This window comes from Telluria mixta, from assembly GCF_029223865.1.
Classification (GTDB): Bacteria; Pseudomonadota; Gammaproteobacteria; order Burkholderiales; family Burkholderiaceae_D; genus Telluria; species Telluria mixta.
Genome location: NZ_CP119520.1, coordinates 44137 through 66295, shown reverse-complemented (window position 1 = coordinate 66295; position 22159 = coordinate 44137). Strand labels below are relative to the sequence as shown.

Sequence of the window (22159 nt, the reverse complement as noted above, 5' to 3'; positions counted from 1 at the left end):
CGTGGACCCCGTCGTCATCCTCAGCCGCCAGGAGCAGGAATACCTGCTGTGCGCGATCGAATCCGGCTTGCGCGTGGCCAGCCCACACCAGTTCTTCCTGTGGACGCAGGGGCAGGTGCAGGCGCTGCTGCCGCACCAGGTGCTCGTGTGCCTGCAATCCGGTCACGGCGGCGCATTGACGCGGCTCGAATGCCTGCACGGCACCGTGCTGGCGCCGGGGGCGCGGCAGGCGCTGATGGACCTGGCGTTGCGCATCGCGCGGGGTGCACGGTTGCCGGTGGTGATCGACGCGCACGAGGCGCCCGACAGCCTGGGCGACGAGATCCTGCGGGCGGGATTCGACAACGTGCTTGTGCACGGCACGGGGCCGACGAGTGCCGGGGGGAGTGTGTTCCTGCTGTTCGGGCTGGCGCTGCGGCCGACCGCCCGTCACGCCTATTTCCTGGAACTGCTGCTGCCGCACCTGCACCTGGCGCTCGGGCGGCTGCCGGCGGCGCGGACGTCCGTGGACGGGGCACCGGCACGTGCGCTGTCAGCGCGCGAGACCGAGATCATCGGCTGGCTGCGGGCAGGCAAAAGCAATGACGAGATGGGGAGGCTCCTGGGGATCAGCGCGCTGACCGTCAAGAACCATTTGCAGCGGATCTACCGCACGCTCGGCGTCAACAACCGGGCGCATGCGCTGGCGCGCTGCATGGACTTGCGATTGCTGGAGGACGATCAGGACTGCGGTGTCTCGGCCGCGGCGCGGCGCATGGCTTCGTAGCGGTAGGCTTCGGCGTTCGCGTCGATGATGCGCAGGCCCTTGCAACCGTCGGCCGCGCAATCCGGTGCCGGCGAGTTGGCCGAGGCGACCTGGGCGGCGCTACCCGTCATCGCGGCGGTCTGGACCGGCTGGTCGATCTGGGCGCCACTGCCGCAGGCGGCGAGCAGGGTGGCGAGGCTGACGGCGAAAACGGTACGGAGAACAGAGATTTTCATGATTTAAGGCAACGCAAAACTCATCGATGCGTCACTGTAACCTCAGTTTTTCCGCAGCTCAATATTTTTGTCGTTAATTTCGTGCAAATATTATCATTTCGAAAGATTTTCGCGTGGAAATAAGCGAAGATGGGCGATGATGTACGGAAATATCCTCGCGGAAACTTTAAATGCATCTGAGGAAAAATTCGCGCAAAAACGACAGAAATCCTTCCCCTATTAACGAAAAAACATAAAGGATTTCACACAGATAACGGGGTATGCTAGGCGTTCCAACATCCCCGACCCCAGGGATGGGGGAACAATTGCGGAACAGTGTTCAGGCGAGCAGAACAAGGTTAAAATTTTGCGAACAAGAAAATCCGTTTGCGAATTCGACCGACGATCGATGCGGGAAAATGATTTGTCGCCATGACGGGGCCATGGTAGCCTTCACGCAAGGCTTTACACTAAAGCAATAGAGGAGTCGGTTGGATGTATCGTGTGCAGAACCAGGACACCGCCGCGCGGGTCCGCCAGGGTGGTTTCACCCTGCTTGAACTCTTGGTAGTTATCGTTATCATCGGCTTGCTGGCGGCTTACGTCGGGCCGAAATATTTCTCCCAACTGGGCAAATCCGAAGTCACCGTCGCCAAGGCCCAGATCGAAGCGTTCGAAAAATCGCTGGACACCTACCGCCTCGACGTCGGCCGCTATCCGACGACGGAAGAGGGCCTGGCCGCGCTGCTCACGGCGCCGTCGACGGCGTCCGGCAAGTGGAACGGCCCGTACCTGAAGAAGGGTATCCCGCTCGATCCGTGGGGCCACGCCTACCAGTACCGCGCGCCCGGCACCAAGGGCGAGTATGAAGTGGTCTCGCTCGGCAAGGACGGCCAGCCGGGCGGCGAAGGCGAGAACGCCGACATCAGCTCCCAATAACGCTTCCCGCCTGTCGCTCCCATGCAGTTCGCGGTTCGCACCCTTGCGCCCGACATGCGCATCGCCAGCGTGCTCGTCGACGCCATCGACGAGGCGGACGCGCGCCGCCAAGTCGAGGCGCGCGGGCTGTTCGTCAGCGCGATCGAACCCGTGCAGGCGCCGCTGCTGCGCCGCCAGCGCGGCGGCAAGCTGTCGCTCGTGCTGTTCAGCCAGGAGCTGCTGGCGCTGCTGACGGCGGGCCTGGGCATCGTCGAAGGGCTGGAAGCGCTGCTGGAAAAGGAAACCAGTCCCGCCACGCGCGGCGTGCTGGAACGGCTGCTGGCCGGCCTGCGCGAAGGCAAGCGCCTGTCCACCGTGATGGCGGCGCAGCCCGCGCTGTTCCCGCCCCTGTACGTGGGCATCGTGCGCGCTGCCGAGGGGACGAGCGATTTGCCGCGCGCGCTCGAACGCTATATCGAATACCAGCAGCGCATCGACACCGTGCGCGCCAAGGTCGTGAGCGCGTCCATTTACCCGGCGATCCTGCTGCTCGTGGGCGGCGGCGTGAGCATTTTCCTGATGTCGTACGTCGTGCCGCGCTTCGCCGAGGTGTACCAGGGCGCGGGCCGCAACCTGCCGTGGATGTCGCGCCTGATGCTGGACTGGGGCCAGTTCGCAGGCAGGCATGCGGGCGGACTCCTCATCGGCTTCGTGACCTTCGTCGCATTGGCCGCGTGGGCCATCCGGCGCGCGCTGAAGCAGGGCGGTGCGGCGCGCCTGCTGGCGAAACTGCCCGGCATCGGCGAGCGCGCCCGCATCTACGAACTGTCGCGCCTCTACCTCACGCTGGGCATGCTCAACGAAGGCGGCATCACGCTCGTGAACGCGATCGATACCGTGCAGGGCATGGTATCGCCCGGTATCGCCGGCGGCCTGAAGGCGGCGCGCGCCGCGATCGAGGCGGGACGGCCGATGTCCGACGCGTTCGAGGCAAACGGCCTGACGACGCCGATCTCGCTGCGCATGCTGCGCGTCGGCGAGCGCACGGGCGCGATGGGCACGATGCTCACGCGCTCGGCCGCCTTCTACGACGGCGAGATCGGCCGCTGGATCGACCGCTTCACCCGGACCTTCGAACCCCTGCTGATGGCGGCCATCGGCCTCGTCGTCGGCGCCATCGTCGTGCTGCTGTACATGCCTATTTTCGACCTTGCCGGAGACATGTCGTGAACGCGCTACCCATAGTGCTGGACGGCGCACTGCTGGCGCGCGCCCGCGTGCAGAGCCGGCAATCGCGCCGCTCCCTCGTCGAAGAACTGCAAGGCCTGTCCGGCCTGGAGCCGCGCGAAATCGTGCGCCTGCTGGCCGAGCCTTTCGGCCTCGCCACGATGGAAACGCCCGAGATGTTCGGCCAGCAGCCCGCGTTCGACCTGCTGCCGCTGGCGCAGGCGCTGGCGCGCCATTGCGTGCTGCTGCGCGACGACGACAAGAACCTGACGGGCGTGATCGCGGACCCGTTCGATCTCGACCTGCAGACGTGGCTGCAGGCGCAGGCCGGCGCGACGGCGGCTGCTCCGCTGCACCTGCGGCTGGCGCTGCAATCCGATATCCAGGCCTATCTCGGCAAGCAGGAGGAATCCGCGCGCGCCGTCGACACGCTGGTCGGCGACAGCGGCGAAGGCCGGCGCGACGGCAAGAGCGCGACCGTGCTGTCGTTCGCGTCCGTGTCGGAAGCCGCGAGCCCCGCCGTCAAGCTCGTGAACTCGACCTTGTACGACGCATTGAAGGCCGGCGCCTCCGACATCCACCTGGAGAGCACCGCGGGCGGCCTCGCCGTCAAGTACCGCGTGGACGGCGTGCTCGATCACGCCGCGTCCGTCGGCGGCATCGAACTGGCGGAGCACATCATCTCGCGTTTGAAAGTGCTGGCGGAGCTGGACATCGCCGAGCGCCGCGTCCCGCAGGACGGCAGCTTCCGCGTCGAATCGGCCGGGCGCGAGATCGACCTGCGCGTGTCGATCATGCCCAGCATCCACGGCGAGGATGCCGTCATCCGTATCCTCGACAAGCGCGCGATGATCGAAGCCTACGGCTCGCTCACCCTGGAAGCGCTGGGTTTCGACGCGCCGTCGCTGGCCACGCTCAGGATGCTCGCGCAGGAGGCGTACGGCATGCTGCTCGTGACGGGACCGACGGGCTCCGGCAAGACCACCACGTTGTACGCGGCGCTGACCGAGATCCACAACGGCCGCGAAAAGATCATCACGATCGAGGACCCGGTCGAATACCAGCTGCCCGGCATCCTGCAGATCCCCGTCAACGAAAAGAAGGGCCTGTCGTTCGCGAAGGGCCTGCGCTCGATCCTGCGCCACGACCCGGACAAGATCATGGTCGGCGAGATCCGCGACCGCGAGACGGCGGAGATCGCGGTGCAGTCGGCGCTGACGGGCCACCTCGTGCTGACGACGGTCCACGCCAACAACGTGTTCGACGTGTTCGGCCGCTTCACGCACATGGGCATCGATCCGTACGCGTTCGTGTCGGCGCTGAACGGCATCTGGGCCCAGCGCCTGATCCGCATGAACTGCCCCCGCTGCGTGGTCCAGTACACGCCTTCCGATGACGAGCTGGCGTCTGCGCACCTGACGCGTGCGGACGTCCACGATTACCAGTTCATGCACGGCCTGGGATGCGGCGATTGCCGCGGCACCGGCTACAAGGGCCGCCGCTCGATCGCCGAGATCCTGACCTTGAACGACGAGATCCGCGAACTGATCGTCGACAAACAGCCGATCCGCCGCATCAAGGCGGCCGCCGCCGCCAACGGCACGCGCAGCCTGCGCCTGGCGGCGCTGGACCTCGTGAAACGCGGGGCCACCACGATCGAGGAAATCCGGAGGGTCACGCTGCATGCTTAATGGTTTCAAGTCGAGCTTCGGCCAGTCGCTGCGCATCGGCATCGCGCCGGACGCGCTGGCGCTCGTGCGCACCAGCATCTGGCCGCACGAGCGCGCACGCCTGCTCGGCCAGGTGGCCGCGACGGGCGCCGACCCCGTGTCGCTCGGTGCGGCGCTGGGCATGCTGCTGGGAGAACACGACGTGGCCGGCCTGCCGGCGACGGTGGTGCTGGCCGACGACCTCGCGCGCCTGTGGCAGGTGACGCCGCCGGAAGGCGCGACGCGCCTCGCCGACCTGGAAGCGGCGGCCATGCTGCGCTTCCAGTCGCTGTTCGGCGGCGCTGCCGGGTGGACGATCAGCGCGGACTGGGATGCCGCGCGCCCGTTCCTCGCGGCCGCGTTGCCCCTGTCCCTGCTCGAACAACTGACGACGGCCGCGTCCTCCCAACGCTTCAAACTGGTCGAGATCGTGCCGCAATTCGTCGCGGCGCTGAACCAGCACCGCCGCGTGCGCCGTACGGGCGCGTGGTTCGGCGTCGTGCACGGTGGCGTATTGAGTATTGCCGCGTTCGACGGCGACCTGCTCGCGGCCGTGCGCACGGCGCCGATCCCGCCGGGCGCGGACCGCGACTGGCTCGAGGGCCATGTGGCGCGCGAGGCGCTGCGCGTCGGCCTGTCGCGGCCGGAGCGCCTGCAGGTCTGCGGTCCGGCGCCGAAGGGCTGGGCGAGCAGCGCGGGCCGGCTGAAATTCGCCTGCACCTTGTTCGAGGACGAGACCGATCCGCTGTGGCCGGATTGCGCTCGGCTCGCGCTGACGGGGAGGGCGCCATGAAGAAGGTCCGCATCGATTTCGCGCCGCCCGGCCTCGCGCGCACGTGGCACCGCGCGCCGCGCGGCACGTGGAGCCTGTTGCTTGTCGCTCTGGCTTTGGCGGGGCCGCTCGCGAGCGGGGTTGCGCAATACCGCAGCCTGCAGCGCGTGGAGGCAGAGCGGACGGCGCAGGTCGCGCAGGCGCAGGCACGCGCCGTGGCGCGCACGCCCGTCGCCGCGCCGGCGCGCACGGTGCCGCCCGCGCAGGCCGGCGCCGTGAACGCGTCCGTGCAGCAGCTCAACCTGCCGTGGCGCGGGCTGCACGACGCCGTCCAGGCGGCGACGCCCGCCACCATCGCGTTGCTGGCGCTGGAACCGGACGCGCGGAAGAGCAGCGTGCGCATCACGGCGGAAGCGAAGAACAGCGACGACATGATCGCCTACGTCGAGGCGCTGCAGCGCGTCGAGTGGTTCACGACCGTTTTGCTGGCGCGTCACGAGATCAACGAACAGGATGCGAACCGGCCGATCCGCTTCCAGATCGATGCGCAGTGGAGGTCCGCACGATGAAGACGGCGCTGACCTCACCGCTGCTGCGCCTGCGCATCGTGCTGCTGCGCGCGAATCCGCTCGTGCTGGCGGCCGGCATCCTCGTGCTCGTCATGGCGGGCGCGCTGGCGTGGACCCTGAATGCCGTGTGGACGATGGAACGGGCACAGGCCGCCCGCGCCGCGCAGGCGAAGCAAAAGGCGCAGGTGGCAACCGCACCGGAACCCGTGCCGGCACCCGCGCCCGTGCAGGCGCTGGACAACCTCACCGCCTTCTACGGCGCACTGGGCGCGCGCGGGACCGCGGAGCAGCAGGTGAAAACGCTGTTCAGCCTCGCGACCAGGTCGGGCCTCGTGCTGCGCCAGGGCGAGTACAAGCCGGGCTACGACCGCAATGCGAAGGTATACACGTACCAGGTCAACCTGCCCGTGAAAGGCAGCTATGCGGCGATCTGGCAGTTCGCGATGGCGGCGCTGCGCACGATCCCGTTCGCGTCGCTGGACGAGATCACCTTCCGCCGCGACGGCATCGGCGACGCGACGGTGGACGCGCGCCTGAAGCTGACCTTGTACCTGCGCGACGGGACGGACCCGTCATGAAGAAGGCCGATATCAAGCCGCGCCACGCGATCCTCGCGCTGGCCCTCGTCGGCGCCGCGCTGCTGGCCTTGTTCGGCGACCGGTCGCCGGAGGGCAGCATCGCCGAGCCGGTCGAGCGTCCCGCCGCGAAGGCGGCGCTCGTGCACACCGCCGCTTCTGCTCCCACCTCGGCGCCCGTGCCGGTCGTCGCCGCGGCGAAGGCGGGCGAAGCGCCCGCGGGACAACAGATCCTCGCGCTGGTGCCGCGCGACGTGCTGATCGGGGACAGCGAGGCCGCGTTCGGCCAGGGGCAGAATGGTGCCGGTCCGTTCGCGCACCAGGACTGGACACCGCCGCCGCCTCCGCCCCCGCCGCCGCAACCCGCGCCGCCGCCACCGCCGCCGACCGCGCCGCCGCTGCCGTTCACGTTCATCGGCAAGTCCGTCGGCGACGGCGCCTGGGAAGTCTATCTGGCGCGCGGCGACCGCACGTACGTCGTGCGCGAGAAGGGGGCCGTGATCGACGGGACGTACCGCGTCGAGTCCATCGCGCCGCCGGTCCTGACCCTGACCTACCTGCCGCTGAATCAAATCCAGCAGCTCAATATTGGAGTATTCGATTGATCGCTCGCCCCACTCTGGCCCGCCGCCTGCTCCCGGCGCTACTCGCCATCCTGCTGTCCGGCTGCGCGGCCCAAATGGCCTACCGCGAAGGAAACGAGCTCGTGGCCCAGGACAAGGTCGAGGCCGGGCTCACGAAATACCAGGAAGCGCTGGCCGCCGATCCGTCCAACGTCCAGTACAAGACCGCGTTCCTGCGCGCGCGCGACGCCGCCACGAACCGCCTGCTGCCGCAGGCCGACCGTGAGCTGGCCGACGGCAAGGTGGATCTGGCCGTCGCCGACTACCGGCGCGTGCTGGCGTTCGATCCGCTCAACGACCGCGCCCGCGCCGGCCTGCGCCAGGTCGACGCGGACCGCCGCCACGGTGTGTTGATGGGCGAAGCGCAGGCCGCGCTGGAGCGCAAGGATTACGACACGGCGAAGGCGAAGCTGACCGCCATCCTGACGGAGCGCCCGACCTACGAGCCCGCGCGGCGGCTGTTGGTCGAGGTGAACGAGAAGATCGCCGCGAATTCGCCCGAGGCGGCGCTGGCGGCCGCGTTCCGCACGCCCATCAACCTGGAATTCCGCGACGCGCCCATCAAGCAGATCTTCGAAGTCATCGCGCGCCACTCAGGCCTGAACTTCCTGTTCGACAAGGACGTCAAGACGGACCAGCGTGCGTCGGTCTTCCTGAAGAACAGCACGGTGGAAGCGGCCGTGTATTACCTGCTGATGACGAACCAGCTGGAACGCCAGGTCATGGACGGCAACACGATCCTGATCTACCCGAACATCGCGGCCAAGCAGAAGGAATACCAGGAGATGACGGTGAAGACCTTCTACCTGGCCAATGCGGAAGCGAAGTCCATCGGCAACACGCTGAAGACGATCCTGAAATCGAAAGACGTCGTCGTGGACGAGAAGCTCAACCTCGTGATCCTGCGCGACACGCCGGAAGCCGTGAAGCTGGCGTCGCAGCTGGTGGCGCTGCAGGACGTGCCGGAGGCCGAGGTGATGCTGGACGTCGAAGTGCTGGAGGTGCAGCGCAACCGCCTGCTCGACCTGGGGGTCGACTGGCCCACGAGCCTGTCGTTCACGCCGCTGCAGTCGACGGCCGGCAGCGCGATCACGATCGACCAGCTGCGCCACCTGAACGGCAGCACGATCGGCGTGACGGGCGTCGCCGGCTCCGTCACCGCGAGCAAGACGGACGGCGATTCCGACACCCTGGCCGCGCCGCGCATCCGCGTGCGCAACAAGGAAAAGGCCAAGGTCGTCATCGGCGACAAGCTGCCGACCATCACGACGACCATCTCGTCGGGCGTGGGCGGCTTCGCCTCCGAATCCGTGAACTATGTCGACGTGGGCCTGAAGCTGGACGTCGAGCCCACGATCTACCTGAACAACGAAGTCGGCATCCGCATCTCGCTGGAAGTCAGCAACCTCGTCGACACCGTGACGACGAAGGGCGGCACGACGGCCTACCGCATCGGCACGCGCTCGGCGTCCACGATGCTGCAGCTGAAGGATGGCGAGAACCAGGTGCTGGCGGGCCTGATCAAGAACGAGGACCGTTCCAGCAGCACGAAGCTGCCGGGCGTGGGCGACCTGCCGATACTGGGCCGGTTGTTCGGCAGCCAGCAGGACACGCGCAACAAGACCGAGGTCGTGCTGTCGATCACGCCGCACCTGATCCGCAACCTGCAGCGCCCGCCGGCATCGAGCTCGGAATTCAGCGCCGGCACGGAGGCCAGCTTCCGGCGCCGTCCCGACACGAACGTGCGCACGCCGGTGCAGATTCCGGCGCAGGGTGCGCGTGCGGTGCCGGGAGCTGCGCCGGCGCGCGCGCCCGCGCCGGCCGCCGGCGCCCCGCAGGCGCAGGCAGGGCAGCCGCCCGCCGCAGCCGCACAGCCGCAGGCAGCCGCGCAGCCGCCGGCACCGTTGCCCGTGATCGGGGAAACCGGCATGGTGCCGGCCACCAGCGTCGGCGCGACCGGCACGCTGCCGCCGGCGCCGCCGTCCGCGTCGCCGTCGGAACTGCCGTCCGCGCCGCCGATCGACATCACGCCGCTGCCGCAGCCGGAGGTCACGCCCGTGCAGCCGGCGGGCAACCGCGTGCCGGCGTCGCAGGCCGCGTTCCCGAACCAGAAGTAAGCGTTCGATGAGTACCCGGCGCGCGCGCGGCTTTACCCTGATCGAGCTGCTCGTCACGCTCGCGATCCTGGCGCTGCTCGGGACGCTGGTGGTGCCGACCGCGCAGATCGCGCTGCAGCGCCGCCACGAACAGGAACTGCGCGTGGCGCTGCGCGAGATCCGCGCCGCCCTCGACGCGTACAAGAAGGCCGGCGACGAAGGCCGCGTGGCGCGCCAGGCCGGCGCCAGCGGCTATCCGTCGAAGCTGGAGGTGCTGGTCGAGGGCGTGCCGGACCAGCGCAGCCCGAAGAAGGCGAAGATCTATTTTCTGCGTCGGCTGCCGCGCGACCCGTTCAACGGGGACCCGGATCTGAAGGATGCCGAGACGTGGGGCAAGCGCAGCTACGCCAGCGAGCCGGACGAGCCGAAGGAGGGCGACGATGTGTACGACGTCTTCTCGACTTCCGGCAAGGTCGGACTGAACGGCATCCCCTACAACCGCTGGTGAAGAGATGACCATGAAACGTACGCGGGGGTTCACGCTGATCGAACTGCTGGTGGTGCTGGGCATCGTGGCGCTGCTGCTCACGCTCGCGGCGCCGCGCTTCTTCCCGAAGGTCGACAGCACCAAGGAAACCATCCTGGCCGAGAACCTGCGCAACACGCGCGCCGTCATCGACCAGTTTCACGAAGACACGGGACGCTATCCGGAATCGCTGCAGCAGCTCGTCGAGAAAAAATACCTGCCGGCGCTGCCGTTCGACCCGATCGCGGACAGCGACTCGGCGTGGATCGTCGTCCCCCCGGAAGACGGCGACAAGGGCGGCATCTACAATATCCGCAGCGGCGCGCCGGGCACGGGCCGCAACGGCACACCCTATGCGGAATGGTAAGGCGCCCGGGCGCGAGGACGGCTTCACGTACCTCGGCCTCATCATCTTCGTGACCGTGATCGGCCTCGTCGGCGCGGCCACGCTGAAGGTCGACGCGCTGCTGCGGCGCGCGGCCGCCGAGGAAGAACTGCTGGATATCGGCGCCGCGTTCGGCGAAGCCCTGCGTACCTATGCCGAGGCGACGCCGAAGGGCCAGCCGCCGCAGCCGCCGTCGCTGCAGGAATTGCTGAAGGATCCGCGCTTTCCCGGCGTGCGCCGGCATTTGCGCAAGATCTTCGTCGACCCGCTGACGGGCAAGGCCGAGTGGGGCGTCGTCTGGGCCAATCCAGGCGACCGGCGCGGCGTGCTGGCCGTGTACAGCCTGTCGAAGGCGACCCCGCTGAAGGTGGCGAATTTCGACAAGCGCTTTTCCGGGTTCGAGAACAAGAAATACGTCTCGGACTGGAAGTTCGTGGCGACCGGGCAGGCGCTGATGCAGGGCGAGATACTCGCGCAGGGCAAGCCGCAGATGCCCGGCCAGCCGTCGCTGTTCCAGGACCCGTCCGCGGGCACGCCGCCGCAGCAGCCGTCGCTGTTTCCCGAGCGGGACGCGACGCCGCCTGCGCCGGCCGAACAGGCGCCGGGCGCCGATGCGCCGCCGGAGAAGGAAGAGAAAGAGGGCGAGCCCGCGGCGCAGAACCGCGAGGCCGCCCCGGCTACTTAGCGCGGCGCATGAAGTGGCGCGGCCGGAAGCCCAGCGCCAGCAGCACGGCGAAATACACGGCGGCGGACACGCCAATGATGAGGAACAGGGCGCCCGCGCGCAGCAGGGGATGGGCGCGCAGCGCCGCCCAGTCGAGCTGCGCCTGGCTGAACCACGCAACGAGACCCATCAGCGCGACGGCCACGACGACTTTCGAAAAGAACGGCAGCCAGCCCGCATGCGGCACGTAGATCGCGCGCCGGCGCAGGCCCGTGAACAGGAAGCTCGCGTTGATGCAGGCACCGAGACCGATCGACAGCGCGAGGCCCGCCACGCCCAGCACCGGCACGAACACGAGGTTCATCAGCTGCGTGGCGACGAGCACGCCGACGGCGATCTTGACCGGCGTGCGGATGTCCTGGCGCGCATAGAAGGCCGGGGCCAGGATCTTGACGAGGATGATGCCGAGCAGGCCGGCCGCATACGCCATCAGCGGTGCCGTGGCGGCCGTGACGGCGCGGGCGTTGAACGCGCCGTAGTTGAACAGGGTGGCGATCAGCGGTTCAGCCAGCGTCGCGAGGCCGACGGCGGCCGGCAGCGCGAGCAGGAACGTCAACCGCAGGCCCCAGTCGAGCAAGGCGGAGTATTCGACGGGGTCGCCATCGGCATTCGCCTTAGACAGGCTGGGCAGCAGCACCGTGCCCAGCGCCACGCCCAGCATGCCGGTCGGGAATTCCATCAGGCGGTCGGCGTACTGCAGCACGGAGACGCTGCCGGCACCCAGGCGCGACGCGATGTTCGTGTTGATGAGCAGGCTGATCTGTGCGGCCGACACGGCGAACACGGCCGGCCCCATCTTCTTGAGGATGCGGCGCACGCCCGGATCGGACAGGCCGGCGAACGGGTTGATCGACAGGCGCGGCAGCATGCCGATGCGCTTCAGCGCGGGGATCTGGATGCCGACCTGCAGCACGCCGCCGACCATCACGGCCACGGCCATCGAATAGATGGGCACGTCGAAGTACTTCACCATGAACAGCGAGAAGAAGATCGAGGACAAATTCCACAGGACGGGAGTGAACGCGGGGATCTTGAATTCGCGCCAGGTATTCAGCACGGCGCCGGCCAGCACGACGAACGACATGCACAGGATGTACGGAAACATCAGGCGGGTCATGACGACGCCGGCGTCGAATGCCGGGCCTTCGAGGCCGCTGGCGATCACGTACAGGACGACGGGCGCGCCGATGATGCCGATGACGCTCGTCACGAGCGTCGCCCACACGAGGGTATTGGCGACATGGTCGATGAGGGTGCGGGTGGCGGCGTCGCCTTTCTGGCTCTTGTATTCGGCCAGGATCGGCACGAACGCCTGCGAGAACGCGCCTTCGCCGAACAGGCGGCGCAGCAGGTTGGGCAGGCGGAAGGCGATGTTGAAGGCGTCGGTATAGTCGCTGGCGCCGAACGCGCGGGCAAACAGGGAGTCGCGCAACAGGCCGGTGATACGGGACAGCATCGTCATGCTCGAGATGGCTGCCAGGGTCTTGAGTAGGTTCATAGCCCGCGATTATAGCTGGGCTATTGCACAAAAACGAACCAGGATTTGCCCTTCGATGAAACCTTCGCTATAATCGAGGGCTGTATTGAATTCTGTTAGCAGACACTCGTTTGGCAGGCACTGGAATGGGCCGGTTTGAATGTTTGCAAACGCAACTTGACCCCGATTAGGAAATTCCATGGCAAATACCGCACAGGCGCGCAAGCGCGCTCGTCAAGCAGTCAAGCAAAACGCACACAACTCGGCTCAGCGCTCGACCCTGCGTACCGCAATCAAGGCCGTCAAAAAGGCCATCCAGGCTGGCGACAAGGCCGCTGCTTCGCAAATCTTCCAGCAGTCCGTGTCGACCATCGACAGCATCGCTGACAAGAAAATCATCCACAAGAACAAGGCCGCTCGCCACAAGAGCCGCCTGGCTGCCGCCATCAAGGCCCTGTCGGCTTAATACACCCGACGGTAACGCCCGCGCGGCCCTGGTCGCGCGCTGAGCGTGGATGAGAAACCCGCCCGACTTGCGTCCGGCGGGTTTTTTGTTGTCCAAAACCCGTTGCCTATGACCTGTTGCCCAAAACCGGGGTCTGACCTAATGCCGGTCACTTAAGGACTTGACCGACGCGATCCAAGGGCTAGAACGGATTTATGTTCAACGTAAATCCGTTTTCTATCATGGCTCTGCAACTTGACCTGGATTACTCGGCCTCGCTGACGCCGCAGGAATTTGACCGTTTCGCCAGCCTTATCGATCCGGCGTGGATCGATGAGGCTTTGCAACAGACTGGCACTGTGTCGGTGCGTCGTCGTCGGTTACCGGCCGATCGGATGGTCTGGCTGGTAATTGGACTGGCATTGTTTCGAAACGAGCCGATCTGGCATATCGTCAAACAGCTCGATCTTGCCGATGGCCCGGCAGCCAGCACACCTGTCCCCAGTGCTTCAGTGGCGGGGCGTGAGCGTTTAGGCGAAGCCCCATTGGAATGGCTGTTCAAGCGGACGGCAAGCTGCTGGGGTGAGCGTGCCCCAGCGGAGAGTGCGCTGTTTCATGGCCTGCGCAGTTATGCTGTTGATGGCGTGGTCTGGTCGGTGCCGAGCACGCCAGAAAACGAAAGGGAGTTTGGCCGGCCCCGGGGAGGTGACGGACGTGATGGCGCTTGGCCGCAATTGCGTGCCGTCTGCCTGATGGATACCCACAGTCACCTGCTGCGCGCCGTCGACTTCGGAGAGTGCCAGACAGGTGAGCTGAGCTATGCAAAGACACTGATACAGGCTGCGCCTGATAACTCGCTCACGATTTTTGATCGAGCCTATTTCTCGGCCGCGTTTCTACTGGACTGGCAACGGTCGGGCCTGCAAAAGCATTGGCTGATACGCACCAAAACCTCGCTGTGTTATGAGGTAGTCTGCCAGGTGGCTCCCGGTGACTGTCTGGTACGGCTTCCCGTCTCACCTCAGGCGCGTCGGCAGCATCCGGATCTTCCCTCGCACTGGCAGGCTAGACTGATCGAATGCACGGTGGGCGGACAGCCTCGACGATTTCTCACCTCGCTGTGCGATGCGCATCGTTTCCCCGCGCGTGACGTCGCCGCACACTACGTGCAGCGATGGGAGATCGAACTCGGTTTCAGGGAAATGAAGCAAGGCATGCTGAAAAAAGCGCCTGTCCTGCGCAGCAGGCTGCCGGAACTCGTGCGCCAGGAAGTATGGGGAATGTTGATCGCCTACAACCTGCTGCGCCATGAAATTGCCCAGATGGCCACTGAACTGAACGTGCCACCGCAGCGCCTCAGCTTCCAATGGCTGGCCCTGGCCATCGTTACCGCGCTGTACCACTGGCCGCTCGAAACACCCGGCACCTTCCCCAAGCGATTGGCATGGCTACGTGAACAAGCACGTGCCTACCTTCTACCAGAGCGACGAACACGCTCATATCCGAGAACAATAAAATCCAGGAAATCCAAGTACCCAACAAAACATGCCAGCCCCGCTTAACTGACTGGCATTAGGGTCTGACCCCGGTTCTGGGAAATTGACATAAAAAAAGGCAGCCCGCAGGCTGCCTGGATGTGCCAAGTAGGCTTACTTGGCTGCCGGTTCGGCCGGAGCGGCGGCGTCGACTGCGGCGGCTTTCTTGGCCTTCTTGTGGTGCTTCTTCACTTTCTTCGCGGGAGCGGCGGCCGGCTCGGCGGTGGCCGTTGCAGCCGGAGCGGCGGCCGGGGCCGGAGCCTGGGCGGCGAAAGCGGAAACGGCGAACAGGGAAGCAACCAGGCCAGCGATCAGTTTGGACATTTCGGGTTCCTTTAAAGAAGAAGATGATCCACAACGGTGAATCTGCCCCCTTAACGGCAGCCCGGAATTGCTGGTTGACAGTCTTTTGCCCGCCCTACATTAACGTTTGGAAAGGTTGATCTGCCTCAAGCGATCACCGCTTGGCGCCCACGGTAGCGGCCGGCACCTTCATCCATTCGCCCGGCATCAGCGGGTGCGTCGCCAGCGAAAACGGCCCGATGGCTGAGCGCACGAGGCGCAACGTCGGCAGGCCGACGGCAGCCGTCATCCGGCGCACCTGGCGGTTTTTCCCTTCCTCGAGCGTGATCGCGATCCAGCTCGTCGGCTTGTCGTGGCGCACGCGGATGGGCGGGTTGCGCGGCCACAGCCATTCCGGTGCCGCGATCAGGTTCGCGCGGCACGGTTTCGTGATGAAGTCGCCCAGGTCGATCGGGGCCTGCAGGCGGTCCAGGCTGGCGCGGTCGGCGACGCCCTCCAGTTGTACTAAATAGGTCTTCGCTTCCTTGTGGTCCGGATGGGCGATCTGGTGCTGCAGGCGGCCGTCGTCCGTCAGCAGCATCAGGCCTTCGCTGTCGGCGTCGAGCCGGCCGGCCGGGTAGATGTTCGGGATGTCGAGGTAGTCGGCGAGGGTCTCGCGCTCGTCCTCGCGCGAGAACTGGCACAGTACCTGGAAGGGTTTGTTGAACAGGATGAGGGACATGAAGGATGGATTTTGGAGCAAAATAGCGAGCCTCTGGCCCGTCGCGATCAATACTGGTGCATAATGTTGTGCCAGTGTTGCGTCTTAGACAAGACGACGGCCAGCCCACTATTCTAATGGAGATCGCAGACCTGGCGGTCCGCCGCCGCCGCGTGCCCACTTCGGAGAACATGATGTATCAACATATCAAAGTACCTACCGATGGTCAAAAGATTACCGTCAACGCGGACTTCTCGCTGAACGTCCCCGACCAGCCGGTCATTCCCTATATCGAAGGCGATGGCACCGGCGTCGACATCACCCCGGTGATGCTGAAGGTCGTCGACGCGGCCGTCGCGAAGGCGTACGGCGGCCAGCGCAAGATCGCGTGGATGGAAGTGTTTGCCGGTGAGAAGTCGACGCAGGTGTATGGCCCGGACGTCTGGCTGCCGACCGAAACGCTGGACTGCGTGCGCGAGTACGTGGTGTCGATCAAGGGCCCGCTGACCACGCCGGTCGGCGGCGGCATCCGCTCGCTGAACGTGGCACTGCGCCAGGAACTCGACCTGTATGTCTGCCTGCGCCCCGTGCGCTATTTCAATGGCGTGCCGTCGCCGCTGCGCGAACCGCACAAGACGGACATGGTCATCTTCCGCGAGAACTCGGAAGACATCTACGCGGGCATCGAATGGGCCGCCGAGTCGGCCGAGGCGAAGAAGGTCATCGAATTCCTGACCCGCGAGATGGGCGTGCGCAAGATCCGCTTTCCGGAGACGTCCGCCATCGGCATCAAGCCGGTGTCGCGCGAGGGCACGGAGCGTCTCGTGCGCAAGGCGCTCCAGTACGCGATCGACAACGACAAGCCGTCCGTCACCATTGTCCACAAGGGCAATATCATGAAGTACACGGAAGGCGGCTTCCGCGACTGGGGCTATGCGCTGGCGCAGCGTGAATTCGGTGCCGAGCTGATCGACGGCGGGCCGTGGTGCAAGTTCAAGAACCCGCGCACGGGCAAGGACATCGTCGTCAAGGATTCGATCGCGGACGCGTTCCTGCAGCAGATCCTGCTGCGTCCGGCCGAGTACAGCGTGATTGCTACCCTGAACCTGAACGGCGACTATGTCTCGGACGCGCTGGCGGCCCAGGTCGGCGGCATCGGCATCGCGCCGGGCGCCAACATGTCCGACTCCGTCGCGATGTTCGAAGCGACCCACGGCACCGCGCCCAAGTATGCGGGCAAGGACTACGTGAACCCGGGTTCGCTGATCCTGTCGGCCGAGATGATGCTGCGCCACATGGGCTGGACGGAAGCGGCCGACCTCATCATCAGCTCGATGGAAAAGGCGATCGCGTCGAAGCGCGTCACCTATGACTTCGCGCGCCTGATGGAAGGCGCGACCCAGGTGTCGTGCTCGGGCTTCGGCGACGTGATGATCGAGAATATGTAAGCGCGGTCTTATTGACGCAGATCAAGCCCCGTATGCGTACGGGGCTTTTTTGTTTGCAGGCGGGGATGATGCGTGGTGGCGGGACCATAAAAAAAACCCCGCCGAAGCGGGGTTCTTTGCTTCCGGAGGGTGCTTACGCGCCGACGATGTTGGAAGCTTGCTTGCCTTTCGGGCCTTGCGTGACTTCGAATTGGACTTTTTGACCTTCTTTGAGGGTCTTAAAACCGTTCATATTGATCGCGGAGAAGTGCGCGAACAAATCTTCGCCGCCGTCATCAGGGGTGATGAAGCCAAAACCTTTGGAATCATTGAACCACTTAACAGTACCTGTTGCCATAAAATAACCTTCGATTAAAAACAAATCACACGAGCCATAAAAGCAAGAAGCTTCTTGCCCCCTCCTCAGCCTGCTCACTTCTTATCAACAAGTACATAAGTACATGTCAATAACTGCATTGTTGGCGCAAGAATCTCGTAAGTCAAGCGGTTTTGAACACGCGTTGTAAAAATTTACATAGTGGCTGAAAATCAAGCTCTTGATTTTCGCAATGGAACCGCCATCTGCGCTCCAACTGGAAAACGCGTAAGATGGAAAGCAAATGGGATTACCTTGAGCGTTAGTTTCCGCACACACGAAGATCGAAAGCAATTTAGAATACCCCTATGGCAACCAAGCACGATACCGAACAGCTGCTGGAGCGGCAGACAGTCAAGCCACCTCCGTTGTATCAGGTGGCGTTGCTCAATGACGACTACACGCCGATGGAGTTCGTGGTCGCCATCATTCAGGAGTACTTCAACAAGGATCGCGAGACGGCGACGCAGATCATGCTTTCTGTACACCGCCATGGTAAAGGGGTGTGCGGCGTGTTTTCCAAAGATATAGCGTGTACCAAAGTGGAGTTTGTATTAACGCATGCGCGCAAGGCAGGCCACCCCCTGCAGTGCGTGATGGAGGAAGTATGATTGCGCAGGAATTGGAAGTATCTCTACACATGGCCTTTGTCGAAGCGCGGCAGGCTCGACACGAGTTCATCACGGTCGAACACCTGCTTCTGGCGCTGCTCGACAACCCGTCGGCCGCTGAAGTCCTGCGTGCGTGCGCGGTCAATATCGAAGACCTGCGTAAGACCTTGACGAATTTCATCGGCGATAACACTCCGACCGTGCCGGGTACCGGCGAAGTCGACACCCAACCGACGCTGGGCTTCCAGCGCGTGATCCAGCGCGCGATCATGCACGTCCAGTCGGCGTCGAACGGCAAGAAGGAGGTCACCGGCGCGAACGTGCTCGTGGCGATCTTCGGCGAGAAGGACTCGCATGCCGTTTACTACCTGCACCAGCAGGGCGTGACCCGTCTCGACGTGGTCAATTTCATCTCGCACGGCGTGCGCAAGGACCAGCAGATCGACAGCCAGAAGGCGTCGGAAGGCGTGGAAGAAGCGCAGGTCGAAGGCCAGACCAAGGAAAGCCCGCTGGATCAGTTCACCACGAACCTGAACAAGGCTGCCGCCGATGGCCGCATCGATCCGCTGATCGGACGCGAAGAGGAAGTGGACCGCGTGATCCAGATCCTGTGCCGCCGCCGCAAGAACAATCCGCTGCTCGTGGGCGAGGCCGGCGTCGGCAAGACCGCGATCGCGGAGGGCCTGGCATGGCGCATCGTCCAGGAAGACGTGCCCGAGATCCTGCAGAATGCCGTCGTGTATTCGCTGGACATGGGCGCGCTGCTGGCGGGCACCAAGTACCGCGGCGACTTCGAGCAGCGCCTGAAGGCGGTGTTGAAGCAGCTCAAGGACACGCCGAACGGCATCCTGTTCATCGACGAGATCCACACGATCATCGGCGCCGGCTCGGCATCGGGCGGCACGCTCGACGCGTCGAACCTGCTCAAGCCGGCCCTCGCGAACGGCCAGCTGAAGTGCATCGGCGCGACCACGTTCACGGAATTCCGCGGCGTGTTCGAGAAGGATCATGCGCTGTCCCGCCGCTTCCAGAAAGTGGACGTGAACGAGCCGTCGATCGAGCAGACCGTGCAGATCCTGCGCGGCCTCAAGTCGCGCTTCGAAGAGCACCACGGCGTGAAGTATTCGGCGTCGGCGCTGTCGACCGCGGCCGAGCTCGCCGCTCGCTTCATCAACGACCGTCACCTGCCGGACAAGGCGATCGACGTGATCGACGAAGCGGGCGCGGCCCAGCGCGTGCTGCCGAAGTCGAAGCAGAAGAAGACCATCGGCAAGACCGAGATCGAGGACATCATCGCGAAGATCGCGCGGATCCCTCCGCAGACCGTCAACCAGGACGACCGCAGCAAGCTGCAGACCATCGACCGCGACCTGCGCAACGTCGTGTTCGGGCAAGACCCGGCCATCGAAGCGTTGTCGGCCGCGATCAAGATGGCCCGCGCCGGCCTCGGCAAGCAGGACAAGCCGATCGGTTCGTTCCTGTTCTCCGGTCCGACCGGCGTCGGCAAGACGGAAGTCGCGAAGCAGCTGGCGTTCATCCTCGGCATCGAGCTGGTGCGTTTCGACATGTCCGAGTACATGGAGCGTCACGCCGTGTCGCGCCTGATCGGTGCGCCGCCGGGCTACGTCGGCTTCGACCAGGGCGGCCTGCTGACCGAGGCCATCACCAAGAAGCCGCATGCGGTGCTGCTGCTGGACGAGATCGAAAAGGCTCATCCGGACATCTTCAACATCCTGCTGCAGGTGATGGACCATGGCACGCTGACCGACAACAACGGCCGCAAGGCGGACTTCCGCAACGTGATCATCATCATGACCACGAATGCAGGTGCGGAAAGCCTGACCAAGCGTTCGGTGGGCTTCGTGGATTCGAAGGCGCAGGGCGACGAGATGGCCGACATCAAGCGCATGTTCACGCCTGAGTTCCGCAACCGCCTGGATGCGATCATCAGCTTCCGCGCGCTGGACGAGGACATCATCCTGCGCGTCGTGGACAAGTTCCTGATGCAGCTGGAAGAGCAGCTGCACGAGAAGAAAGTGGAAGCCGTCTTCACCGAGAAACTGCGCAAGTTCCTCGCGAAGAAAGGTTTCGATCCGCTGATGGGTGCCCGTCCGATGTCGCGCCTGATCCAGGACATGATCCGCAAGGCACTGGCCGACGAACTGCTGTTCGGCCGTCTCGTGAACGGTGGCCGCGTCACGGTCGACCTGAACGAGAAGGACGATGTGTTCCTCGAGTTCCCGGAAGGCGACGTCCCGCCGCCGCCGGAGCCTGTCGAGACCGTCGAGATCGAATAAGCGATCCCGTATCGCTGCAGAAAAGCCCGCCTTGTGCGGGCTTTTTTTTCGTCATTCTCATGTCACAAAAGAATGCATGGGTGTCACACATCGTCATTTTGTTGTCATAAGGCATTTCTATAATCGGTCGCATCCCTCCCATCCGGACATAGCCCCATGCGACTCGCACAGCTTTCCACCGGCACCAAGATCATCGGCGCCTTTGCCGTGGTGTCCCTTGCCATCGTCATCATTTCCCTCGTCGCGCTGTGGCGCATGCATGCCGCCGACGCCATCACGAACGACCTCGTCAACAATAAACTGGCCCGGCAACAGCTGACGGCCGAGCTGCTGGGCGTCACGCGCCTGAACGGCGTGCGCGCGGTCGCCATCGCCCGCAGCGACAGCCTCGAGGCGGGCGATTATTTCCAGGCCATGCTCGTGCAGGGCGAAAAGAACGTGGCCGCGCTCGAAGCGAAGCTGGCGGCGTTGCCGACCATGCCGGGCGAGCGCGCGCTGATCGACACCGCCGTCGAGCGCAAGGCCGCCTACATGAACGTCCGCCGGCAGGTGTTCCAGGCAAAGGATCTCGGCAAGACGCAGGAGGTCGAGCAGCTGGCGGCCGGCGACATGGCCACGACCTTCGACGCCTACACGGGCGCACTCGATGCGCTGCTGGCCTGGCAGACCCGCGAGGCGCATGCGCTGGCCGCCACGTCCGCGCAGGCATTCGCCCTCAGCCGCGTGCTGTTGCCCGCATTCGGCGTGGCCGCGCTGCTCGTCGGTTGTGCCGCCGGCTGGCTGCTCACGCGCAGCATCGTGACGCCGCTGCAGGATGCCGTCGTGCTGGCCGAGCGCGTCGCGACGGGCGATCTCGCCGCCACCATCGACCACGCCAGAGGCGACGAGATCGGCCGATTGTTCGATGCGCTGAACCACATGACGGACGGCATGTCGGCCACCGTCGTGAAAGTGCTGGACAGCGCCCGCATGATCGACGGCGCGTCGGCCGAGATCGCGGCCGGCAACCGCGACCTGTCGCACCGCACGGAAGCGCAGGCGCGCAGCCTGCATGCGACCGTGCAGGCGATGGCCGACCTGACCGAGGCCGTCGAACAGAACCACGTGAACGCCCACGACGCCAACGAGCTCGCGCTGGCCGCGTCCGGCGTGGCGAAGGACGGTGCCGGCGCCGTCGGGCAGATGGTCGAGCGCATGGAGACGATCCGCCAGTCGGCCGCACGCATCGGCGACATCACGGCGATGATCGACGGGATCGCGTTCCAGACGAATATCCTGGCGCTGAACGCGGCCGTCGAAGCGGCGCGTGCGGGCGAGCAGGGCCGCGGCTTTGCGGTGGTTGCCGGCGAGGTGCGCAACCTGGCCCAGCATTCCGCATCGGCAGCAAAAGAAATCAAGCACCTGATCGGCGAGTCGACGCTGGCCATCGCGTCCGGCGCCGGCATCGCCAGCGCGGCGGGCGACACGATGCGCGAGATCCTCGACCGTGTCCAGCAGGTGGCCGACCTGCTGCACGCGATCGACGGCGCCAGTTCGGAACAGGCGGCCGGCATCGCGCGCGTGCGCGGCGTCATCGCCGAGATGGACGAGGCGACGCAGCAGAATGCCGCGATGGTCGAGCAGGCGGCCGCCGCGGCGGCCACGATGCGGGCGCAGGCGGAAGAGTTGACGGACGTGGTGTCCACGTTCCGTGTGCGCGGGGGCGAGATGACGCGTCACGTGCTCGTCGACGACAGCCAGGACGAGCCGGGTCTTGCGCTGCCGGCACCGGCGTACGTCTGAGGAGCCGGCAACTCTTATCAACGTCATTCCCGCGAAGGCGGGAATCCAATGTGCACGCGTTTCGACAGCGCATGCAGAACTTGGGTCCCCGCCTTCGCGGGGACGACGTGCGTGCGCCTCGT

23 protein-coding genes are annotated in these 22159 nt (G+C 65.2%); 18 read left to right on the top strand and 5 right to left on the bottom strand.

What is annotated here, in order from left to right; genetic code table 11:
* Position 1: 1 nt before the first annotated feature.
* Positions 2-766, top strand: a complete 765-nt coding sequence (locus P0M04_RS00305; protein WP_259452933.1) for a LuxR C-terminal-related transcriptional regulator — start codon at positions 2-4, stop codon at positions 764-766.
* On the opposite strand, the gene P0M04_RS00300 is transcribed toward P0M04_RS00305, so the two are convergent.
* The gene (locus tag P0M04_RS00300) at positions 721-981 is read right to left on the bottom strand and encodes a hypothetical protein (protein ID WP_259452934.1); all 261 of its coding nucleotides are present in this window, start codon (positions 979-981) and stop codon (positions 721-723) included. The two genes, P0M04_RS00305 and P0M04_RS00300, sit on opposite strands and share 46 nt — an antisense overlap.
* Before the next feature lie 474 nt (positions 982-1455).
* Between P0M04_RS00300 and gspG the strand changes: the two genes are divergently transcribed.
* The 11 genes from gspG to P0M04_RS00245 are packed head-to-tail and all read left to right on the top strand — an operon-like array spanning position 1456 to position 11045.
* Positions 1456-1899, top strand: coding sequence for a type II secretion system major pseudopilin GspG (gspG, locus tag P0M04_RS00295; RefSeq protein ID WP_259452935.1), 444 nt, complete (start codon positions 1456-1458; stop codon positions 1897-1899).
* 21 nt (positions 1900-1920) lie between these two features.
* Positions 1921-3108 carry a type II secretion system F family protein gene (locus P0M04_RS00290; RefSeq protein WP_259452936.1) on the top strand — a complete coding sequence of 396 codons (1188 nt, stop codon included), beginning with the start codon at positions 1921-1923 and terminating at the stop codon, positions 3106-3108.
* Complete coding sequence (locus P0M04_RS00285) at positions 3105-4796, top strand: GspE/PulE family protein (RefSeq protein WP_259452937.1); 1692 nt, start codon at positions 3105-3107, stop codon at positions 4794-4796. Before P0M04_RS00290 ends, P0M04_RS00285 begins: the two co-directional genes overlap by 4 nt.
* Positions 4789-5607, top strand: a complete 819-nt coding sequence (locus P0M04_RS00280) for a hypothetical protein (RefSeq protein WP_259452938.1) — start codon at positions 4789-4791, stop codon at positions 5605-5607. The genes P0M04_RS00285 and P0M04_RS00280 overlap by 8 nt, the downstream gene beginning before the upstream one ends.
* The gene (locus P0M04_RS00275) at positions 5604-6155 is read left to right on the top strand and encodes a PilN domain-containing protein (RefSeq protein ID WP_259452939.1); all 552 of its coding nucleotides are present in this window, start codon (positions 5604-5606) and stop codon (positions 6153-6155) included. Before P0M04_RS00280 ends, P0M04_RS00275 begins: the two co-directional genes overlap by 4 nt.
* Positions 6152-6733 carry a hypothetical protein gene (locus P0M04_RS00270; RefSeq protein ID WP_259452940.1) on the top strand — a complete coding sequence of 194 codons (582 nt, stop codon included), beginning with the start codon at positions 6152-6154 and terminating at the stop codon, positions 6731-6733. The genes P0M04_RS00275 and P0M04_RS00270 overlap by 4 nt, the downstream gene beginning before the upstream one ends.
* Entirely contained in the window at positions 6730-7335 is a 606-nt protein-coding gene (locus tag P0M04_RS00265) for a hypothetical protein (RefSeq protein WP_259452941.1), read from the top strand. The genes P0M04_RS00270 and P0M04_RS00265 overlap by 4 nt, the downstream gene beginning before the upstream one ends.
* Positions 7332-9470, top strand: coding sequence for a secretin GspD/PilQ domain-containing protein (locus P0M04_RS00260; protein ID WP_307727387.1), 2139 nt, complete (start codon positions 7332-7334; stop codon positions 9468-9470). The genes P0M04_RS00265 and P0M04_RS00260 overlap by 4 nt, the downstream gene beginning before the upstream one ends.
* Before the next feature lie 7 nt (positions 9471-9477).
* Entirely contained in the window at positions 9478-9957 is a 480-nt protein-coding gene (locus P0M04_RS00255) for a type II secretion system protein (protein ID WP_259452942.1), read from the top strand.
* 10 nt (positions 9958-9967) lie between these two features.
* Positions 9968-10342, top strand: a complete 375-nt coding sequence (locus tag P0M04_RS00250; protein ID WP_371877403.1) for a type II secretion system protein — start codon at positions 9968-9970, stop codon at positions 10340-10342.
* A complete protein-coding gene (locus P0M04_RS00245) occupies positions 10329-11045 on the top strand; it encodes a type II secretion system protein (protein WP_259452944.1) in 717 nt (238 codons plus the stop codon). Before P0M04_RS00250 ends, P0M04_RS00245 begins: the two co-directional genes overlap by 14 nt.
* Here the strand turns inward: P0M04_RS00245 and murJ are convergent.
* Positions 11038-12582, bottom strand: coding sequence for a murein biosynthesis integral membrane protein MurJ (gene murJ / locus P0M04_RS00240; RefSeq protein ID WP_259452945.1), 1545 nt, complete (start codon positions 12580-12582; stop codon positions 11038-11040). The genes P0M04_RS00245 and murJ overlap by 8 nt on opposite strands.
* 178 nt (positions 12583-12760) lie before the next feature.
* Here murJ and rpsT point away from each other — a divergent pair, with 178 nt between their 5' ends.
* Entirely contained in the window at positions 12761-13027 is a 267-nt protein-coding gene (gene rpsT / locus P0M04_RS00235; protein WP_036237481.1) for a 30S ribosomal protein S20, read from the top strand.
* A gap of 194 nt (positions 13028-13221) precedes the next feature.
* Positions 13222-14568: an IS4 family transposase gene (locus tag P0M04_RS00230; protein WP_281042111.1), complete on the top strand. Its 1347-nt coding sequence runs from the start codon at positions 13222-13224 to the stop codon at positions 14566-14568.
* Positions 14569-14655: 87 nt separating this feature from the next.
* On the opposite strand, the gene P0M04_RS00225 is transcribed toward P0M04_RS00230, so the two are convergent.
* Positions 14656-14865, bottom strand: coding sequence for a hypothetical protein (locus tag P0M04_RS00225; RefSeq protein ID WP_259451970.1), 210 nt, complete (start codon positions 14863-14865; stop codon positions 14656-14658).
* Positions 14866-14998: 133 nt separating this feature from the next.
* Positions 14999-15565 (bottom strand): pseudouridine synthase, encoded by a 567-nt coding sequence (locus P0M04_RS00220; RefSeq protein WP_259451971.1) that lies wholly within the window; start codon positions 15563-15565, stop codon positions 14999-15001.
* Between the two features lie 173 nt (positions 15566-15738).
* On the opposite strand from P0M04_RS00220, the gene icd reads away from it, so the two are divergent.
* A complete protein-coding gene (icd, locus tag P0M04_RS00215) occupies positions 15739-16992 on the top strand; it encodes an NADP-dependent isocitrate dehydrogenase (protein WP_259451972.1) in 1254 nt (417 codons plus the stop codon).
* A 133-nt stretch (positions 16993-17125) separates the two neighbouring features.
* On the opposite strand, the gene cspE is transcribed toward icd, so the two are convergent.
* Complete coding sequence (gene cspE, locus P0M04_RS00210; RefSeq protein ID WP_036165387.1) at positions 17126-17329, bottom strand: transcription antiterminator/RNA stability regulator CspE; 204 nt, start codon at positions 17327-17329, stop codon at positions 17126-17128.
* A 326-nt stretch (positions 17330-17655) separates the two neighbouring features.
* On the opposite strand from cspE, the gene clpS reads away from it, so the two are divergent.
* The 3 genes from clpS (at position 17656) to P0M04_RS00195 (ending at position 22037) form a co-directional block, all read left to right on the top strand.
* On the top strand, positions 17656-17958 hold the full coding sequence (gene clpS / locus P0M04_RS00205; RefSeq protein ID WP_027864722.1) for an ATP-dependent Clp protease adapter ClpS: 303 nt from the start codon (positions 17656-17658) through the stop codon (positions 17956-17958).
* Positions 17955-20255 carry an ATP-dependent Clp protease ATP-binding subunit ClpA gene (gene clpA, locus P0M04_RS00200; protein ID WP_259451973.1) on the top strand — a complete coding sequence of 767 codons (2301 nt, stop codon included), beginning with the start codon at positions 17955-17957 and terminating at the stop codon, positions 20253-20255. Before clpS ends, clpA begins: the two co-directional genes overlap by 4 nt.
* A 156-nt stretch (positions 20256-20411) precedes the next feature.
* Positions 20412-22037, top strand: a complete 1626-nt coding sequence (locus tag P0M04_RS00195; protein WP_259451974.1) for a methyl-accepting chemotaxis protein — start codon at positions 20412-20414, stop codon at positions 22035-22037.
* The last annotated feature ends 122 nt before the right edge of the window (positions 22038-22159 follow it).

Excerpts from the sequence above, each read along its gene's own strand:
- rpsT (WP_036237481.1), top strand. The coding sequence starts at position 12,761 with ATGGCAAATACCGCACAGGCGCGCAAGCGCGCTCGTCAAGCAGTCAAG.
- P0M04_RS00195 (WP_259451974.1), top strand. The coding sequence starts at position 20,412 with ATGCGACTCGCACAGCTTTCCACCGGCACCAAGATCATCGGCGCCTTT.
- cspE (WP_036165387.1), bottom strand. The coding sequence starts at position 17,329 with ATGGCAACAGGTACTGTTAAGTGGTTCAATGATTCCAAAGGTTTTGGC.
- P0M04_RS00255 (WP_259452942.1), top strand. The coding sequence starts at position 9,478 with ATGAGTACCCGGCGCGCGCGCGGCTTTACCCTGATCGAGCTGCTCGTC.
- P0M04_RS00250 (WP_371877403.1), top strand. The coding sequence starts at position 9,968 with ATGAAACGTACGCGGGGGTTCACGCTGATCGAACTGCTGGTGGTGCTG.
- P0M04_RS00220 (WP_259451971.1), bottom strand. The coding sequence starts at position 15,565 with ATGTCCCTCATCCTGTTCAACAAACCCTTCCAGGTACTGTGCCAGTTC.
- P0M04_RS00225 (WP_259451970.1), bottom strand. The coding sequence starts at position 14,865 with ATGTCCAAACTGATCGCTGGCCTGGTTGCTTCCCTGTTCGCCGTTTCC.
- clpA (WP_259451973.1), top strand. The coding sequence starts at position 17,955 with ATGATTGCGCAGGAATTGGAAGTATCTCTACACATGGCCTTTGTCGAA.
- P0M04_RS00245 (WP_259452944.1), top strand. The coding sequence starts at position 10,329 with ATGCGGAATGGTAAGGCGCCCGGGCGCGAGGACGGCTTCACGTACCTC.
- icd (WP_259451972.1), top strand. The coding sequence starts at position 15,739 with ATGTATCAACATATCAAAGTACCTACCGATGGTCAAAAGATTACCGTC.
- clpS (WP_027864722.1), top strand. The coding sequence starts at position 17,656 with ATGGCAACCAAGCACGATACCGAACAGCTGCTGGAGCGGCAGACAGTC.
- P0M04_RS00230 (WP_281042111.1), top strand. The coding sequence starts at position 13,222 with ATGTTCAACGTAAATCCGTTTTCTATCATGGCTCTGCAACTTGACCTG.
- P0M04_RS00290 (WP_259452936.1), top strand. The coding sequence starts at position 1,921 with ATGCAGTTCGCGGTTCGCACCCTTGCGCCCGACATGCGCATCGCCAGC.
- murJ (WP_259452945.1), bottom strand. The coding sequence starts at position 12,582 with ATGAACCTACTCAAGACCCTGGCAGCCATCTCGAGCATGACGATGCTG.
- P0M04_RS00270 (WP_259452940.1), top strand. The coding sequence starts at position 6,152 with ATGAAGACGGCGCTGACCTCACCGCTGCTGCGCCTGCGCATCGTGCTG.
- P0M04_RS00300 (WP_259452934.1), bottom strand. The coding sequence starts at position 981 with ATGAAAATCTCTGTTCTCCGTACCGTTTTCGCCGTCAGCCTCGCCACC.
- P0M04_RS00280 (WP_259452938.1), top strand. The coding sequence starts at position 4,789 with ATGCTTAATGGTTTCAAGTCGAGCTTCGGCCAGTCGCTGCGCATCGGC.
- P0M04_RS00265 (WP_259452941.1), top strand. The coding sequence starts at position 6,730 with ATGAAGAAGGCCGATATCAAGCCGCGCCACGCGATCCTCGCGCTGGCC.
- gspG (WP_259452935.1), top strand. The coding sequence starts at position 1,456 with ATGTATCGTGTGCAGAACCAGGACACCGCCGCGCGGGTCCGCCAGGGT.
- P0M04_RS00275 (WP_259452939.1), top strand. The coding sequence starts at position 5,604 with ATGAAGAAGGTCCGCATCGATTTCGCGCCGCCCGGCCTCGCGCGCACG.